The sequence below is a fragment of the Solibacillus sp. FSL K6-4121 genome (assembly GCF_038002585.1).
GTDB classification, from domain to species: domain Bacteria; phylum Bacillota; class Bacilli; order Bacillales_A; family Planococcaceae; genus Solibacillus; species Solibacillus faecavium.
This window is the reverse complement of the sequence record NZ_JBBOCS010000002.1, coordinates 533,740-551,001: the sequence shown is the minus strand read 5'-3', so window position 1 is coordinate 551,001 and position 17,262 is coordinate 533,740. Positions and strand designations below refer to the sequence as shown.

16 protein-coding genes are annotated in these 17,262 nt (G+C 36.9%); 3 read left to right on the top strand and 13 right to left on the bottom strand.

Going from position 1 to position 17,262, the window contains the following annotated elements; translation table 11 throughout:
* Positions 1–162: 162 nt before the first annotated feature.
* From MHH95_RS12225 to MHH95_RS12205, 5 genes are all read right to left on the bottom strand, one after another.
* Entirely contained in the window at positions 163–624 is a 462-nt protein-coding gene (locus tag MHH95_RS12225; protein ID WP_340727794.1) for a hypothetical protein, read from the bottom strand.
* 172 nt (positions 625–796) lie between these two features.
* A complete protein-coding gene (locus MHH95_RS12220; RefSeq protein ID WP_340727793.1) occupies positions 797–1,402 on the bottom strand; it encodes an alpha/beta hydrolase in 606 nt (201 codons plus the stop codon).
* Between the two features lie 29 nt (positions 1,403–1,431).
* Positions 1,432–2,415, bottom strand: a complete 984-nt coding sequence (locus MHH95_RS12215; protein WP_340727792.1) for a ring-cleaving dioxygenase — start codon at positions 2,413–2,415, stop codon at positions 1,432–1,434.
* Positions 2,416–2,457: 42 nt separating this feature from the next.
* Positions 2,458–2,892, bottom strand: coding sequence for a MarR family winged helix-turn-helix transcriptional regulator (locus MHH95_RS12210; RefSeq protein ID WP_340727791.1), 435 nt, complete (start codon positions 2,890–2,892; stop codon positions 2,458–2,460).
* Positions 2,893–3,586: 694 nt separating this feature from the next.
* Positions 3,587–3,925 carry a hypothetical protein gene (locus MHH95_RS12205; RefSeq protein WP_340727790.1) on the bottom strand — a complete coding sequence of 113 codons (339 nt, stop codon included), beginning with the start codon at positions 3,923–3,925 and terminating at the stop codon, positions 3,587–3,589.
* 373 nt (positions 3,926–4,298) lie between these two features.
* Between MHH95_RS12205 and MHH95_RS12200 the strand changes: the two genes are divergently transcribed.
* Positions 4,299–4,451, top strand: coding sequence for a YjcZ family sporulation protein (locus MHH95_RS12200; RefSeq protein ID WP_340727789.1), 153 nt, complete (start codon positions 4,299–4,301; stop codon positions 4,449–4,451).
* Between the two features lie 243 nt (positions 4,452–4,694).
* Entirely contained in the window at positions 4,695–5,012 is a 318-nt protein-coding gene (locus MHH95_RS12195) for a hydrolase (protein ID WP_445683011.1), read from the top strand.
* Between the two features lie 206 nt (positions 5,013–5,218).
* On the opposite strand, the gene MHH95_RS12190 is transcribed toward MHH95_RS12195, so the two are convergent.
* The 4 genes from MHH95_RS12190 to MHH95_RS12175 form a co-directional block, all read right to left on the bottom strand.
* Entirely contained in the window at positions 5,219–6,157 is a 939-nt protein-coding gene (locus MHH95_RS12190; RefSeq protein WP_340727788.1) for a TRM11 family SAM-dependent methyltransferase, read from the bottom strand.
* Positions 6,158–6,607 carry a protoporphyrinogen oxidase gene (locus MHH95_RS12185; RefSeq protein ID WP_340727787.1) on the bottom strand — a complete coding sequence of 150 codons (450 nt, stop codon included), beginning with the start codon at positions 6,605–6,607 and terminating at the stop codon, positions 6,158–6,160.
* Between the two features lie 122 nt (positions 6,608–6,729).
* The gene (locus tag MHH95_RS12180) at positions 6,730–8,214 is read right to left on the bottom strand and encodes an MFS transporter (RefSeq protein ID WP_340727786.1); all 1,485 of its coding nucleotides are present in this window, start codon (positions 8,212–8,214) and stop codon (positions 6,730–6,732) included.
* Positions 8,215–8,789: 575 nt separating this feature from the next.
* Positions 8,790–9,854, bottom strand: a complete 1,065-nt coding sequence (locus MHH95_RS12175; protein WP_340727785.1) for an aldo/keto reductase — start codon at positions 9,852–9,854, stop codon at positions 8,790–8,792.
* Positions 9,855–10,100: 246 nt separating this feature from the next.
* Between MHH95_RS12175 and MHH95_RS12170 the strand changes: the two genes are divergently transcribed.
* Complete coding sequence (locus MHH95_RS12170) at positions 10,101–10,601, top strand: nucleoside-diphosphate sugar epimerase (protein ID WP_340727784.1); 501 nt, start codon at positions 10,101–10,103, stop codon at positions 10,599–10,601.
* Between the two features lie 438 nt (positions 10,602–11,039).
* Here the strand turns inward: MHH95_RS12170 and MHH95_RS12165 are convergent, their stop codons facing one another.
* The 4 genes from MHH95_RS12165 to MHH95_RS12150 are packed head-to-tail and all read right to left on the bottom strand — an operon-like array spanning position 11,040 to position 17,113.
* Positions 11,040–12,272 (bottom strand): DNA polymerase IV, encoded by a 1,233-nt coding sequence (locus MHH95_RS12165; RefSeq protein WP_340727783.1) that lies wholly within the window; start codon positions 12,270–12,272, stop codon positions 11,040–11,042.
* Positions 12,273–12,292: 20 nt separating this feature from the next.
* Positions 12,293–15,106 carry an ATP-binding response regulator gene (locus tag MHH95_RS12160; RefSeq protein WP_340727782.1) on the bottom strand — a complete coding sequence of 938 codons (2,814 nt, stop codon included), beginning with the start codon at positions 15,104–15,106 and terminating at the stop codon, positions 12,293–12,295.
* A complete protein-coding gene (locus tag MHH95_RS12155; RefSeq protein ID WP_340727781.1) occupies positions 15,099–15,461 on the bottom strand; it encodes a response regulator transcription factor in 363 nt (120 codons plus the stop codon). The genes MHH95_RS12160 and MHH95_RS12155 overlap by 8 nt, the downstream gene beginning before the upstream one ends.
* Positions 15,462–15,472: 11 nt before the next feature.
* Positions 15,473–17,113: a diguanylate cyclase gene (locus MHH95_RS12150; protein WP_340727780.1), complete on the bottom strand. Its 1,641-nt coding sequence runs from the start codon at positions 17,111–17,113 to the stop codon at positions 15,473–15,475.
* Positions 17,114–17,262 lie beyond the last annotated feature (149 nt).

The window sequence follows — 17,262 nt, the reverse complement described above, 5'->3', positions numbered from 1 at the left end:
ACGGAGAATTTCCGCTTATTTCACTAAAAAGCAGCAAAATGTGAGGGTTCACGGGCATATAGGCGGAATTTTTACCCTTATTTTCATGAAAATTTAAGAAATTCATAAAATAAACGGAATTTCTCCGCTTATTAATTGGGAACTCCCCCTTTCTCTCTCTCGTCAATCATTTTTAAATTCTATATCTTTCGGTATTTTCAAAAACAAAATTCCTTCCTCCCAACTGTATAATTCTAATTTGAGAGTAGTGCCTAGGTTACCGGCGAATTGATTTTTAGTGAAAATCTCCTCAATACGTATCAGTTTTCCGTTCGGTTTATAATAAGGTATTGACTTTTGATAATGCCAACCTCTATCTGAGAGTGAATTAGATATATTATTGCCAAAATAGAAAGCACCCTTACTAACATACCAATCAAAATCATTTTCAGTAGCGATTTTCATAAACCCGCTCTCAGGATCCTCTTCCTCTAAAATACGAATAACCTCTTTAGCAGTGAGTGAATCAAACGGTGGAGATGGATAATGCCAGTAATTACTGAAAAAGACCCAAATAAAAATTAATAAACCAATAGCTAAAATAAATGCTTTTCTATCCTCAATTATTTTTATTTTCTTTTGCAATCGTTCATCCCCCTGTTCCGTAAAACCGTTAGAAAAAAACTTCCATCCTATTAATATATATACCATAAATACCAAATTATGTAATTAAAACACCTTTTATTAATGGAATAAACATCTCCTACACGACAGTAAAAACCCTTCCTGAAAGATCTATCAGAAAGGGTCCATATTTTTATCGAAAATTCGATTCATACCACGCTTTTGCTTTTTGTACTTCACCCATAGTAAGTTGGTGGCCGTTTGTTTCCCATTCCAATGTCACCTTTGCACCTGCACCCAACAAATAACGTTCTAAATCTGTTGCTTCCTGTTGTGGGCAAATTGGGTCATTAATACCAGCTGCGATAAAGACAGCTGTCCCCCCCTGTTTGGCAACAGTCGTTTCACGGTTAGGCACCATAGGATGATGCAGTATCGCACCTTTTAATGCATTTTCATATTCAAATAACAAGTTAGCAGCAATATTGGCACCGTTTGAATAACCGATTGCAATGATATTGTTACGATTAAACTCGTATTCTACCGCTTTCTTATCTAAAAAATCATAGAGTTCCTTCGTACGCAGTGCCAAATCTTCCATATCAAAAACACCTTCTGCTAAACGGCGGAAAAATCGTGGCATTCCCTGTTCCAGCACATTGCCTCGTACACTTAAAACAGATGCTTCCGGATCAATGATTTCTGCCAGTGCAAGTAGGCTGTTTTCATCTCCTCCTGTGCCGTGCAGCAGTAACAATACAGGCTTATTGCTTTTTCCTTTATTAAAAATATAGTTCATAGTCATTCTCCGTTCTTATATAGTAGAAACTATTCATACTCTTTTTCAATTGTTTTTGTTGAACGTACTGTATCAATTGGACGAACAACGCTTTCAATATATTCACGTTTGCTTTCTAAAAACGGTGGTAATGATAGCGATTCCCCAACTGTTTCATACGGCTCATCGCCCATAAATCCTGGCCCGTCAGTAGCCCACTCAAATAGTATGCCAGGTGCTACACGCGCATAAAGTGATTCAAAGAAGAAGCGGTCAACATAGCCTGATGTACCGAAACCAAAGCCTTCCAAACGTTTTGTCCATTCATGCAGTACTTCCGTATTTTCTAATCGGAATGCCGCATGGTGAACCGTACCAAAGCCTTGGCGTCCCGGTGCTAGCTCTGTATTGTGCTCGACGATAACAGATGCCCCGTTGCCACCTTCACCAACTTCGAATAAGTGCAATGAACCGTCCTGCTGAACTTCACGCATCACCATTACTTTTTCAAGTACCTCTTTGAAATAATCAAATTGTGAAACGCGGATATGAATCGGTCCTAAGCCAGTAATTGCAAACTCCAATGGAATCGGTCCTTTTTGCCATGGCGTACCCGATGCGATGCCTTCATTATTTTCATCCGAAATAAGCATGTACTGCTGATCGTCGAAATCAACAAATGATAATACTTGTTTGCCAAATAGCGTACTAATGCCTTCATGCTTTACGTTTAAACGGTCAAAGCGTTTTACCCAATAATCCAGTGCTGCATCATTTGGGACACGGAATGCTGTTTTGTATATTTCATCTGTACCATGTGTGCCTTTTGGGATTCCCGGGAAATCAAAAAATGTCATATCTGTTCCGGCAGAGCCTTTATCATCCGCGAAAAACAGGTGATATGTTTGAATATCATCCTGATTTACCGTTTTCTTCACAAGACGCATACCTAATGTATACGTAAAGAATTCATAATTTTTTTCTGCACTGCTCGTAATGGCTGTTACGTGGTGTATTCCTTTAATGTGGTTCATGTGTAATTCCTCCGTTTTCTTTTTCAATATAAAGTTTACCGTTTATAAAGTATTTGCGTGAAGGCCGACCCGTTTTAAATAATCGGTTAAAGCTTGTAGCTCTTCCTCTGACAAAACGTCAAATATAGCCGCAATCTTTTTCTCATGCGTTGGAAATATGGATTCGATCATTGCAGATCCTTCGCCCGTCAGCGATACAAATGTCACACGGCGGTCAGTTGGACATGCAACTCGTTTGATTAGATTTTTCTTCTCCAGTTTATCGACAACATACGTTATACTGCTGCTTGCAATTAATACCTTTTTTCCGATGACTTGGATAGGTTGATCGCCTTTATGATAAAGCAGTTCCATTACAGCAAACTCCGTTAAATTTAAATCACTTTGTTGGATATCCTTCTTTGTTGCCTCATGTACGGCTGTCGTTGCTCGGTGTAATACAGTAAATGCTTTTAGCTGTTTATCAAATTCACTCATAAAGTTTCACTCCTTCTTTATCACGAATTCATTTATCTTTAATTCGAGATAAATATATCATTGATTCCTTACACTGTCAAACAATTGTATTTATCAATGTACCCCCATTACTTAATTAAACCGGATAGTATTCTTACCCAGCCAAAAATAGACGTCCATAATATAATGCTTAAAATTAAGCCGTTAAATAGCCCAATGAAAAAACGATTCTCCATCTTTACCACTCCTTAAAATACAGGATTGGCAAATGGCAAATGAATTAAGCGCTGTTTTATTTAATGAAAGTTTTACTTCTAATGGAATTATTTGTTACACAGGGAGTAGCCCACATAGGAACATACTCGCTATAATAGACTTGGGATTTGGGGGTAAAAATACTTTTCAATAATTAATCAGTAAACAAAAACGCACAGAAATAACTCTGAACGTTTTAAGTGCTTCTTTAACAATATTCCCCTCAAATTTTATTGTTAAATTAATATTTAATAGATAGACGGTAATTGATTCTTTCTACCATTTCGTGCTCTTTATCGTGCATTGCATCATATGCGGATTGATTAGCGTACCTAACAATATCTCTAAAATCCTTAGCAATGAAACGACTTGCCTGGAGAATTTGATATAAGTCGGCAGCTTCTTCTTTTGTAAGCGGAACTTCTTTACCATAAAACGGTAAATTCCATTTTGCTTTTGATTATTCATTATGCCATTTTGAATGTATTATTGTACTTTCTTCTGAGTACATAAACGGATGCTCAAAAAAGAGGTTGTCCAATATAGTGTCTAAATCTCGGGAAAGTTCATCAATTATTTTTCCGTTTTCTTCAGTAATAGGTAGACTTAAATCATATTCCAGGAGTTGCTCAGCTGTTCTTTCCAATGAACTGAGGTCGTTTAAGTAATGACGACCAATTTGTTCTTCTAGAGCACTTACTTTTACCTCTAATTGATCATTCGTAGGACGAATAAACCAAATGACAGTACATAAAGCTATTACTATTAATAATCCAATAACATACTTCAACCAATTCACTCTATCACTCTCCAATATTTTTTGTACATCTAAGCTTCCATATTTCTTCTATAAGAGAATGCAGAATACTCCATTGCACATTAGTATATTAACATATAATTTACATTTTTATTCATTTTATCCAAATTACACTTTAAGCAATGACTTACAATTAGTGACACTATCGGACTTTCCCTGTATCACAATTCATAGGGAAAATGATTGAAGCGCTGTTTTGTTAAATAAAAGTTTTACAGCTAATGTAATTATTTGCTATATAATGAAGAGCCTGTTTAAGAGTCATAACTATATCTGCACTACAAACTTATTCCTGTACTTTTGCCCTATTTTCTCCCCCTTTTAAGAATAATATAAGACGGAAGGAGGGATTTTAATGGACTATTCAGGATATGGTAATTGCTATGGTGGTTATGGTGGATACAATAGTTATAGCAATAACAATAGTTTAACGTTCGTTTTAATCGTCGTACTTTTCATACTTTTAGTTATTGTCGGTGCTACTTTCCTACCAAACAAAAAATGCTAACAAAAAGTAGTAAGTGTTAGGTATGAGAGTTAATTAAGAATAGCTTGTCATCTTTTTAATTTATTTTTTTTGAAATAGGATCACTTTCCCGCCACCCAGAGTGATCCTTATACATATTTAGTTCGAACCTTACTACTGCACACTTTAGTTCTTTTACTAATTAATTCTTTATTAAAAGTTTTATATTCTCTGTAGTTACGTTACCTAGCTCTTTTTATTTTCAAATCATAATCTATTAATGTAATGCTAGCCTTACAAAAACAGACAAGAAAAGTGGTGTTACAAATGGGTTGTAATTGTAGCAAATGTAGAAGTGAATCAAATTCTGGTAATAATAAAGGTCGTTGCAATGGTTGTATCTGTGACCTATTAAGAGAATTAAGAAAAGGTACAGAAGTTGATGTTTTCTTATCCGGAGGTAAAATATTAGAAGATGTCGTTTTCAAAAGATTTGACCATAATAATTGCTGTGCATTCTTTATTGATACAACAATAGAACGTGGTTCAACTCTTATCGTAGACTGTCAAAAAATTGATGCTCTACGAATTGAAGTAGACTAAGTTTCAGTAGACCACTTTCTTAAAAAAGTGGTCTTTCTTCTGTCATTCAACTCCACTATTGTGAGCCAATACTCTCCATCATGGTACCAGCGTATTCCGTTCGATAAACTGATTACCTAAAAAAACAAGGCAGTGTTATCAGTCTTCTGACTTTTAACACTGCCTTGTTCGTAATAAGTAATCGCAATGGTATTACTCCTGCCTACTTATTCACATATTAAAACTTGACGCTCGAAATTGCCTTTTTTCAATATAGCCCGGTCTTTAATCGTTAAATTGGCGTTTTGGATTTTATCATCCATCGTTTCGATTGTTACGATGACGACCCGTTTTGCGATTCGTCGTGCATTTGTAATTATGCTCTGCTGCAATTCACTCGATATATGTGTAAATAAATTGTACGGCATATCAATAATTGCTACATCATATCCTTCTTCCGCTTCTTCAATTGGTCCGATCTCTACATTCGGTTCATATCCGAAGTGGCGTAAATTAATACGTGAACCCCATACGACACGCTTATTCATATCCCGTCCTTCGATATTAATGCCCATACTCATTGCCTCAACTAAGACAGTACCAATTCCGCAGCATGGATCAATAATTTTCAATCCATCCGGATATGGAGCTGCAATATTCACAATAGCCCGCGCATCACGCGTACTAAGCGCAGTGGAGTACATTTCGGGCTTTTGCATATGCTTCAGCCATACAGACTCTCCGGCAACAAGCTCCCCTAAATAAAAGGTACCATCATGAATAGCTAACCCCAGTACTATATCAGGCTGTTCTAAATCCGGTTCAGCTTCTATCGCATAGCTAAGCTTTAGCATATACTCATTTCGAATCGTACGGTTTAAAGCTGGCTCGATCGCATCTCTACTATTATTTAAACAATGAATTTTAAAAGTCCGTTCTCCTAACTGTAGCTGTTTAGCAGTTTCTACAAGTTGTTCAAACGTATTTCCTTCAAGTAGTATATCAAGTCTTAGTCGCATATAAGGGCTTCGACTTGGTTCTACTTTTTTCTGGCTCATTAAAATATTACCTTCCACATGGAAATTAAAAAATGTGCGCATTTCCAGTCGTGAAAGTTCATATTCATCTTTTCGCCAGGCAAAACTGTATAAATACTTTTCTGTCATTTATTTTTCGACAGTCTTTATTAATTGCGCAACAAATTCATAAAGTAATTCACATACTTGTTCGATTGATAACTGATCATTAAAGCCTTCTATACAATCAACTGCAATATTCAGTTCCCAAAGCCCTTCTTGACCAGAAAAGGCTGCACTGCTACTGCCTAGAGCAGATTTTACATGCTCCTTTAAATAACTGCGGATTGCTTCGCTATGCTTCTTTTGTAATTTTAATCCGAACAAAGCCGTATATAAGTTAAATGCATCATCATATTCAAGGGCAACGGCATCGATACGGATGTCATTAAATTGTGCACATTCGACATAGATAAATTCGCCTTGATTTTCCTTCAAATATTGAATAGGCGTCGATGCAAACGCACTACTTTCTGCAGTAATTGTATCTTCTGTTTCTTTACTGCATCGTTCTAATACTTCTAAATTTAATTTCATCATGTTTTAAATCCTTTCAAATATAATTCGCTCGTAAATTTCACCTTGTTTAGTATACATGACAATCGAATAATGCGCATTAGAAAGTATTTAGTCGAAATTTGACGTACTTTGGCGCATCAGCTTTATGATTGATGTAAATTTTCTTTACGGCTCACTTTCAGTAACGAGCTATTTGATTTAATTAATGAAATGATGATAACGAGACAGAACGTAAACAAAATCCCCCCTGTAAATACAAATCCGGGTGTCCCTACTAAATTCAGTGCACCTAGAACCGATGATCCGGCAACTACGCCAATAGAGAAAAACGCATAAAAATAACCATATGCTTTTCCGCGAATTTCCTGCGTCGTAGCTTCAATTAGGAGTGCATTAATGGATGGGAATAAAAATGCAAACCCGACTCCGTATAGTGCTAGAATGCCATAAAGCATTGTCATTTCAGATGCCAGTCCAATGCCTATTTGGGCAACCCCCATTAATAGAACGCCGATTAACAATGTGTATTGGGCATTAAGATAATCAAATATTTTGTTCGTTGGTAAAATAAAAATCAATACAGCTACGATACCGAATACACTCAGTAATGTCCCGGCTACTCTGGAGCCATACCCTAAATCCTGCACATAAATCGGCAATAAGTACGCCAGCACCCCTTGAGAAAACATGAGGAAAAAGGCTCCACCATATGCTTTTAGCAAATTACTGTTCCAATGCAACGTTTCAGAAGTCTTTTTCTTTTCACGTTTAGGCAACTGTGTTTTACGCAAAAAGAGAAGTAGGCCGATCAATAGTACAAGCCCATATAACGCAACAAGGCTAAATACATTCGCCACAGATATTTTACTTGCTAAAATACCGCTCGAGGCTGGTCCAACAATTGCGGCGATCCCAACAAATGAGCCCGTAAACGCACTCCCACTGCCTTGTTCATTTGCTGCCCGCATATTTGCAAGCAGTGTAAATGCGGCCGGTGTTATAAATCCGCTACTGAAACCGTGAACACAACGGACAATTAGTAGTACCGTCGTATTATCGACAAGCTGGTAGCATAGCAGTGATGCTACAGAAACAAATAGGCCAAAGACCAAAATTCGAAATGCTCCAATTTTGTCCGTATAAATACCTGAAAATATATTCCCGAACGTATTCATAAATGAGTACAGTCCCACAACAATTCCTGCAACAAACGTAGAGGCTCCTACAGAAAGAGCATATGTACTCATAATCGGCAGTTGTACAAATAGGTCAAAGAAAGAAAAGAAAATAATAGCATAAACAAGCCACTGCTTAGGAAATGGCTTTATATGTAATAACGGCTGCATTTTTTTTAATTTAGAATCGAAAACAAAATTACCAAAAGGTATAAATGCGACAAAAATGGCTAAAAAGGACCAGCCGATATTCCATTGAATGCGTAATTGAACAATAGCAATTGCTAGTAAATAAAGTATAAATATGCCACCATGAATACTGCCATTTATCGTCACGAACTGCGGTAAATCAGCAAAGTATTTAAATGGCATGGAAATAAATAATAACGTAATGAGCGATAAACCATCAAGTAAGCCCATTATTCGTAAAAAACGTATCGGATGTATTCCCATTATGTCCTCCTGAAGAATGAAATCCCTCCTATTATAGCATGGGTATTTCGATGTTACCTAACTAAATGAAAATTATTCTCATATAAATGTCAAATTTTAGACTTTTATAGGATATACATATTTACAGTTATTTAAAATATAAATAAAACTTAGTAATCAGAAGTATAGTTTCAATGAATTAGGTGACTATAAAAGATAAGGATTATTATTATCTGTCTACTTTGTAGCCGTTGTTCTCCGTTACGGCGGACGCTTTCCTGGGGGCACGAGGCCAACAGGATGTTGGTCACAAAAGCGTTGCCACAGGACGTGGCGTTTTTAGCTTTTGTTCCTTTCGCTCTCCCGCGTGCTCCTGCGATTACTCGTCGCAAAATAAATTTTGCTTATCCCCTGGGAGTCGCCGCCTTCACTCCGAACAACTAATTTTCTCTCGAAACCGTCAAGCAAAAACCAATGCCCCCCCTATTCAGATCGTTCATACTAATTTTTTCCCTTATGTACATAAATTTCAGTATTTTGAAAAACGAACAATCACGATATTTTAAGCAATTCGTGATTGTTCGTCTCATATATTATTAAATTTTGCTTTCAATTAACTTATTGAATTCATCTAAATATACCTTTTCTGCATCTGAAGCTCTATCTAATGAATTGATTGCACGATGCCATAATGGATAAATCGGTTCAAGTGCTGAGACACTATTAATTTGTGAAATATCCTCGTTAGTTAATTTCAGACTGTAGGATGCAATGTTTTCATGCAACTGTTCTTTCGTTCTTGCCGACAAAACAATTGAATCTACATTTGGTCGATCACGTAACCATGCTAGAACAACTTGCGCTACTGTCGCCTTATGTTTTGAAGCCACATCTTGCAATACATCGATTAAATTATAAAATAAATCCGGGTTTTTAATATATGTTTCCGGCCAACCATTCCCTTGCCTTGTAGCAAGTTCCGCTTTATTATTTCTTGTATATTTACCAGTGAGCAGCCCTTCGCCTAGTGGAGATCTAATACTATTAGCAATCCCTAACTCTTTACCGGCCGGCAAAATTTCGTACTCTGCCTCACGTGATTCTGGTGTGTAATAGATTTGCTGTGCAATTGGCGGGATCATATTATTTTCTACTGCCCACGTATGTGTCTTCGCAAGCGCCCAGCCGCTATAGTTAGATACCCCCCAATGACGAATTTTCCCTTTCTTAATGAGGTCATTCATCATTTCGACAGTTTCGCTTACCGGTACTTGCCCATCCCAGGAATGTACATAATATAAATCCAGATAGTCCGTACCAAGTCTTTTTAAGAGTATATCAATAGATGAATCAACGTTCAGTATAGCGCCTGTATCCGTGGGTTTATCTATCAGTTGAAATCCTGTTTTACTGCTGATAATCATATCTTGGCGCTTATTTCTTATCGCATTGCCAAAAATAACCTCTGCATCACCCTTCGTGTACATATTCGCTGTATCGAAATGGTTGATGCCATGATCTAATGCATAATCCACCATATAGTTTGCCGTTGCCTGATCCATCGCCCCTGCTTCTTCAAGACCATTTGTACTGAACATTACCGTACCCAAAGCATATTTAGAAACATTCAAATCGGATTTGCCAAATAAATTATAATCCATCATCATCCCTCCTATTCATGGGTTTTTCCACGTTCCGCATTAAATAAAACATTCTCTCATCAAGAACTTTGCCTTTTCTTGAAATAAGTCAAAACATTCCTTATAAAAAAGCCTCCTTGTCGTGTCAGGGAGGGAAAAAAAGGTTGAATAGCACAATATTTCGGGTATGAAAATATAGGCGAGTTGCTGCACAATGGCGCAACACCGAATGAACATTAAAATCAATCGATGGAAGGAGTGTTTCAGATGAGTAAAAAGAAAGAAATTAAAAAATTAAAGGACCATGCATTTGCAGATCTTTACTTAGTTGAAAAGGAATTTCAGCAAGTTGTAAAAAATACTTCGAATCAATCAGGTACTTTTAAATGGGTGGAGCTATTAAGCAATTATGAATTGGACGAATTTTATGGAAGGCGCAGAGATCGAAAATATGCAACGCTCACAGTAGAGCTGTATTCATTAACTGAACAACTATTAAAAGACATTTATAAAGTTATTTTTAAGCATAAATATAAAAATACATCCGATAAAAATATCATTCTTGATTTAGAAGAGAAATTGGGAGATCATTTAAATTTTAAAAATAATACTAAATTATTAGCAAATCTTAGAAGCTGTATTGTTCATGAAGAATTCTCTTTAAAATCTGCAAGAAAGAAAATCAATATTAAAAAGAAAAACCGCGTCTTATTCAAACAATTAATGAAAGATGTTGATCTGTATATAGAAAATATAAAGGTAAAATAATGTCATGCCTCAATCTTTGAGAGAAACGCTCAAGTAGAGCCGTTCCCCACAGAGAGGAATATCGGTGAAGAAGTGGTGAATAAGTGAACTGAAGTGACTAATATCGCGAAAGCAGTGGCGATTAAAGTTCCAGTGCTCAAAAGTGGCGAAAAAGGTTGTGTCAGTTGACGAATATCGGCGGTGAGCTGGCGAATAAGTGTGCTGAAGTGGACAATAAAAATGCAAGTGACGAATATCAGTGGTGAAGTGGCGAATATGTGAACTGAAGTGACTAATATCGTGAAAGAAGTGGCGATTAAAGTCCCCGTGCTCAAAAGTGGCGAAAAGGTTGTGTCAGTTTGGCTTTTCTTTACTTTTACTATAAAAAAATAGTAGCACAAACCATGGTCTTGGTTTGTACTACTAATGTTAGTATGTTTCGTAGTCCCACTCTAAAATTCACTTCATATGATCATCCAAAAAGTCCTTGCTAAAGCTTGTTTTAGAGGCATAGCTTTTGGATTTCACCCGGACACCGCGCTTGATCGTCCCTTTACCGAATTTCGTTTCAATTAAATCGACTAATTGGACAATCGGCTCGTCTTTAATATGCTGCTCGAAATTGAATAGATTGAGTTGCTGCGTCAGTTCTGACTGATCCACCACATTCGAAACAGTAACGCCCAATAATCGGACAGGTGTTTCATCCCAGTAATCCGTGAACAACTTCCAGGCGATTTCAAAAATTTCATCTGCCTGATGAACGGCATTACGAACCGTTTTACTGCGTGATGAATTTTGCCAATCATAATTCCGAATTTGAATCGTTACGGTTGTTCCTGCTAAATACTTAACTTTTAACCGTTCCGCAACACTTTTACTTAACTTCTCAAACGTTTCCTTTAAAATGTAATACTCACTTTCATCCCTCGGCAGCGTCGTTGAATTGCCGACACTTTTCGTATCGAATATCGAGTTTGGATCGACCGCTCGATTATCTATGCCATTTGCTCGCTTAATCAGACGGACACCATTTTTGCCTAGCTCCCTGTATAAAGTTCGTTCATTGGCATTGGCTAAGTCACCGATTGTGAAAATCTGAATGGAATTTAATTTTTTCGCAGTTTTTTCCCCGACTCCGTGCATTGATACGACAGGTAGCGGCCAGAGTAGCTCTTTTAATTCCCTGATTCTTAAAACCGTTATCCCCATCGGCTTTTTCATATTCGAAGCCGTTTTCGCTAAAAACTTATTCGGGGCTATACCGATTGAACACGGTAAATCAAGTTCATGTAATATGCGTTGCTGAATTTCCTCCGCTACTTGTAACGGGTGCCGCGTTTTTGAAAGCTCAGTTACATCCATATAACCTTCATCAATGGATACCGGCTCGACGATTTCTGTATAGCTTCGTAATATAGAAAAAATCGCTGCACTGGCTGCTCGATACTTCGGAAAGTCCGGTGGTAATAATAGCAGCTCAGGACATAACCTTTTTGCTTCTGCTACATTCATCGTCGTATAAATACCTTTTGCGCGCGCTTCATAAGAGCTTGTCACAATAATGCCGCGACGTTCTTTTACATTTCCGGCTACAGCTATTGGTTTTCCTTTTAAACTTGGATCATGCGCCTGTTCGACAGATGCATAAAAGCTATTCATATCTAAATGAAAGATAATGTTGGCTGCCATTTTCCCACCTCCTATCCATTTTATCTTTCTTCGATTAAAGTTAATAACAGTGTAGACAGTTCATCAGGCGGATATGGCTTTGTAAAGTATTTTTCTACGTTGTATTTTTCCACATCAACCATCGACTTATCTAATGCAGACGAAATAATAATTGGTATGTCTTTTGTCTTTTCATTCGTACGTAAAAACTCGACTAAATCCATTCCCAGTAGATTCTCTCCAAACTTCAAATCCATAACGACTCCTACTAACGGTACTTGCTGAGCATCGTCCATTGCTCGCTCGATATCCTCATGATATAAAATCGAAAATCCTTTGCTTTTTAGCTCCTCCGATAATAACAGTGCCTGGCTAAAATCATCCTCTACAATCATAACCGTTGGATTGGAACTTGACCTATGCCCAGATAAGTCCTCCCTATTTACAATATTGGCTTGTTCAAACAATGGTAATGTAAAGTAAACCGTTGTGCCAACATTCTCCTGAGACTCTATCCAAATTTCCCCATTATGATTTGAAACGATTTCCTTACTTAAAGCGAGACCTAATCCAGTACCCCCTATTTTCCGTCGGGAGCTATTATCGATGCGCTTAAATTTCTGGAACAATGTCGGAATTTCATTTTCTGGTATGCCGATCCCATTATCCTGAATCGATACTTTGAGACAGTTCTCACTTTTCTCCGCCCGAATAATAATATCGCCGCCATTTGGAGAAAACTTAACCGCATTCCCGATTAAATTGATTAATAACTGTACTAGACGCTCTTCATCCGCTTTCACAAATGTACTTTCGGATAAGTCCTCAAATTGAACTTTATATTGCGAATTAAAGTCGAATTTATTCAATACTTCTTGAACTACTTCATTAAACGCTACTTTCTCCATGACATACACTTGTCTTCCTGACTCCATACGCTGAAGATCCAAAAAGTCGTTAATTAAGTTCGTTAAACGTTTTGCTTCTTTATGAATCGTCTCTATATAACGTTTTTGGCGTTCTGGCTGCATTTCTTTCGTCAATAGCAGTTCGGTAAAGCCTAATACACTCGATAGTGGTGTACGTAGTTCATGGCTTACTGTACTCACAAGCTCTGACTTCATCTGATCCACTTCGTATTCACTCGTAATATCACGGTGAACAAACATTGTACCTACCTTTTCATCACCTTCAAATACGCTTGTCGCATAAACTTCTATAAATGCCGTGATGTCATCGTTTATCGAATAACGCATTGTTCTCGTATTCGTAAATTGTTCAATAATGGCATTCTTTAAGAACGAAATAAGCTCTTCCGGTTCGCACACCATCCTTTGGAAATGCTTCATCCAAACTTCCTGCGGGACTTTATCCTGAATTTCATAATGCGGATAGCGAATAATTTTAAAGAGCGCTTCGTTTAAAAGCAATACTTCCCCATAAATCGAGACGAATTGAATTCCTTCATTTGTTGTATCGATAATGCTTTGGTTTAGTTTTCTTGCGCGTTCTACTTCCTCATACATAAATATCCGTTCAAAGGCAATCGAGGCTTGATTCATATGACCATTGATATCTGAATAGTCTGTTGCCGTGAACTTTCTTCCCTCGCGTGTTGCCAATAGGATAGCGACAATCTTTTTTTCGGAATTTAGTATACATGAATATAAATCATATGCATAATAGGTTGCGCCCGCTATATGTTGATGAGAGGGATTAACTTCCCGACAAATGACAAATGTTTTTTCTTCTTCCAGCCTGGCAATTTTATCAATATCTAGACTTTTGATTAATCGTTCAGTTGTCTCCTTTGCCAGCCCTTTCGATACATATTCATCGCTCCCTACTAAATACAGGAGGCTCGAATCGAACTCGTAAATACTGCGCAAATAGGCATGCAAATCTTCCAGCAACTTACCTTTGTCCAATGTGAAAGTCAATACGTGATTCAGCTCACTATATTGCTGCAGCTGATTCAATGATTGTTTCAGCTGTTCCTGGTTCCCCTGAAGCTCATCCTGCTGTGCCATTAATTCTTCGTTTTGAGTCGTTAATACTTCTTCCTTATCCTGTATGGATAGCGTCATATTATAAAAGGAAGTAGCTAATAAACCGAGCTCATCCTCTTTCTTCTTAAGTGGGGTTATATCTACATAGACGCCACTAGCAAAGGCATCTGTTGCCGTTGTTAACTTTTCAATTGGCGAAATTAAATTTTGAATAACCTTCCGCAATATGATTCCGATAATGACTACGACAATCATGCCAAATAATATATATAAAACTGTCAAAAGCTGCACTTGCTCTAGTGTTCGATTAAATAAATCCCTTACGATTAAATCCGTTTCGGCAGTGTATGTTTTCGTATAGGAAATGAAATTGTTTACCAAATCATTTGTTCCACTACTAGACAATTCACGCAACGCTTCGTAATTATCTTCCTCGACATAGCCCATTGCTTTTGGCAGAATCTCATTTCGGTAAACAATTATAAAGTCACTTAAATCCTCATATAAAAGTCTTTCTTCATTAGAAAGCGGCAATTTCCCAAACTCCTCTAGATGCAATTCAAACCTATTCATTTCATCGTAAAGAGCATTTAATTCATTGGTCGCTTTAAAAGCATAATATCCTCTTGAGCGAAAGAAAATCCCATTGAAGCTTTCATCCAACTTCCTGACGAGCTGTGCCTTTTCATTGATGTCGTCGCGTTCTTCTATCAATCTTTCATTCGTTAAGCTTGTGTATACAAAAAATGCCCCCACAAATAATATAAATAAAAATAGCATCGACACAAGCATCCGAACAAACTGATTTCGGACACTTTTTTTTACTGTGGGAATTAATTTAGGCATTACTTAGCTCCTCTACAAAGGAAATTAATTTTATCGGGCTGAATGGTTTTGAGATGAAATATTTAGCGCCCTTTTGCATTGCAATTTGACGGTCCGATTCCTGCGCTTTCGCAGTCAGCATCACAATCGGCGTATTCTCTTTATACTCAGGAGAAAGCTTTTCTATTACTTCTATACCGGTTAAATCCGGCATCATATAATCGAGAAAAACTAAATCATAACTGTTTTGCTGCATCTTGTTCAATGCATCTAAGCCATTGTCCGCCTCATCAATGGTAAAATTAAATTCTTCCAGTGTGTCGCAAATAAGCATTCTTAATATTTCTTCATCATCTACGATTAAAATTCTATTCACTGTTCTGCCCCCTATTGACGAACTTTTACAAATAACTGATTGGCCAACTGCAAAATCCGGTTCGAAACATCCGCTATATTAAACGGCTTTACTATGAAGTCATCCGCGCCATTAGCGAATGCTTCCAGTACATATTCCTCATCATTACGACCGGTTAACATCGATACAATCACATCGTTTGAAGAATGATTTTTACGGATTTCCTTTAATACTTCCAAACCATCCATATGCGGCATAATTCCATCTAGCAGAATAATATATTTCGTGTTTTTGTCGTACCAATTGGAGTTTAAAAACTTTACGCCGTCTTCAAATGTTATGATTTCCAGTATATAATCCTCCGGTAACTTAATCTCGGCGAAATGATTTGTAATAAATTTACGAATAATCGAAACATCGTCTATAACGATTAATGTCACCTTTTGGATAATGCTATATGTTTCCTCCTCTGTGAACACAACGGATTGATTACGGCCTGATACTTTTGCTTTATATAGTGCTCGATCTGCCTGTTCTAGCAACATTTTTGGATGTTTATTAGTTTCATCAATTTCTGTTAATCCAAAGGAAGCAGTAATTTCAAATACATTTTCATTGCCTATATAGTGCTGTTCACTGACTAAACTTCTAATCCGCTCTATAACGCCATAAGCAGCTTCTTTTGTAGTATTTGGCATAATGAGGACAAATTCCTCTCCGCCGTAACGACAGAAAATATCTTCATTCCGCTTTGCAGCCATCACGGTCTTAGCAAAACCTCTTAATACTTCATCACCCTTAATATGGCCGTAAGTATCATTCACCTTTTTGAAATAATCAATATCTGCAATTGCGACAGAAAATGTTTTTCGTTCTTTTTCATATTGCTCCGTTAACATACTTAATTGATAGTTCATATATTTGCGGTTAAACACTTGTGTCAACTCATCAGTAACAATGGAAAGTTCAAGTGCTTGTTTAAATGATAAGCGGTTTCTTACATAGGCAGCTAAAATATTTCCATCGAGTGGCTTTTTAATAAAGTCCATTGCACCTAAATCATAAGCCTTTATCCGATTTTCCTTGCTGTCATCCACGCTCATTATCGTAACGAACATATGATTGGAGCTGACTTTATTAATGTTTTCCAAAATAGAAAACCCATTAATATCCGGTAACTTGATATCTAAAAAAATAAGTGCCGGGTTTAGCTCATAGATCAGCTCTAAACCACGCTGACCATTATGTGCAACAATTACTATAAAACCTTTCGTTTCCAAAACGTTCTTAATAAACGAAACAAATACCATATCATCGTCAATCACTAGTATAAAGTTTTTATTAAATTGCTCATTTATATAACTGATTTCATTTACATCTGCATTACTGCGCTGCAGGTTTGTGTCGAAGAAGCTGACAACTTCCTCAATCTGCACGATTAAATCTTTCCACTCTTCTTTAGTCCATGCTTTTTTACTGTTTTCCTCTAGCAAATCGAGCTTCCGGCCGGAAATTTCTGATAAATCCTCCATACCAATTGAGCCCGCAGTACCCTTTAAATTATGTAGGAACGTGTATAAATCATGCTCCTGGATCGCTGGTTGTTGTTCCCATGATTGTATTGTGGCATTAATTCGATCACACATCATGATTTGATATTTGTCTTTAATCATCTACTCATCCCCTAAAATAGATTACCCATTTCTCTAGTATAAAGCGGTATTTTTTAAATACTATATCATTTATCAATATATCTTGTATAATTTGTAAAATTAACGAGACTTTTTTAAAAAATTTGTCGCAAAATGAAATTTTAACCGAC